The organism is Streptomyces sp. NPDC127092, assembly GCF_042722475.1.
In the GTDB taxonomy this organism is placed as follows: domain Bacteria; phylum Actinomycetota; class Actinomycetes; order Streptomycetales; family Streptomycetaceae; genus Streptomyces.
Genome location: NZ_JBHXFE010000324.1, coordinates 1 through 1,200, shown reverse-complemented (window position 1 = coordinate 1,200; position 1,200 = coordinate 1). Strand labels below are relative to the sequence as shown.

The following is a 1,200-nucleotide window of genomic DNA, read 5'->3' as shown; positions in this document are numbered from 1 at the left end:
TGTCTCAGTCCCAGTGTGGCCGGTCACCCTCTCAGGCCGGCTACCCGTCGTCGCCTTGGTGAGCCATTACCTCACCAACAAGCTGATAGGCCGCGAGTCCATCCAAAACCGATAAATCTTTCCAACACCCACCATGCGGTGGACGCTCCTATCCGGTATTAGACCCAGTTTCCCAGGCTTATCCCAGAGTTAAGGGCAGGTTACTCACGTGTTACTCACCCGTTCGCCACTAATCCACCCAGCAAGCTGGGCTTCATCGTTCGACTTGCATGTGTTAAGCACGCCGCCAGCGTTCATCCTGAGCCAGGATCAAACTCTCCGTAAAAAAATTACAGAACAACACCGTGGCAGCCGGAAATAACCACCACGACATCCATTCAATACCTGGCAGACCATCACCACACCACGGGGGTGGCAGGCGATGATCAACCAATATGTGTTAAAACAATTGGCATCAACAAACTTGGCACACTATTGAGTTCTCAAACAACAGGCGCTTCCAGCTTCAGCGACCCGCTCCGCGGGCCGTTTCGCTCTGGAGCAACTTCTCCATCCTAGACCATCCGTTTCGACCGTGTCAACTCCGTGTCCGAAGCATTCACCGTCCGTTCACATGGCCGGGCTAGAAAACCTTACCACGTGATCCGACCATGTCAACTCCGCTCAACGCGGTGTCAGACACTCACCGGACCATCCACGTGGAAGGCCTTGAAAAGCTTACCACATGATTCCCGGCTGTCAAACCAGATCATCTTCTTCAGGAATCCCGACCCGCATCACTGCCGGCCGCGCACCCGGTGAGCACCACCCGCCCTGGACCTGCCATTCTCGGCATGAATCCGCGGATTCTGTGTTCTTCACCCCGCCTCCCGGTCACCCGGTCGGCGTCTTGAGCACGAGATGGAACTCTACACACGAATCCCACCGAACACAAAACCAGGGGCGACACCCGGCGTCCGGGCACGAAGGAGGGCCCCGTTCTCCGCAGAATCCTGCGGGGAACGGGGCCCTGTGCTCCTCCCGTGGGCGGTTGCTTCGCCGTCGCCGCCCGTCGTGTCCTCGGTCACTTTTCGCGACTCACGGTGGACACCGGTGGTCTGCAGCCGCGGTCAGCCCTCCCCCAGGTCCGCACCCGCCATGCTCTTCTTGCCCCGGCGCACCAGCAGGTGTCGGCCGGCGAGGGCGTCGTCTCGGGTGAAC

General features: G+C 59.2%; 1 rRNA gene. It reads right to left on the bottom strand.

Annotation, left to right across the window (positions count from 1 at the left end):
* Positions 1-325, bottom strand: a 16S ribosomal RNA gene (locus ACFWJO_RS40095); the annotation flags it as partial.
* Positions 326-1,200 lie beyond the last annotated feature (875 nt).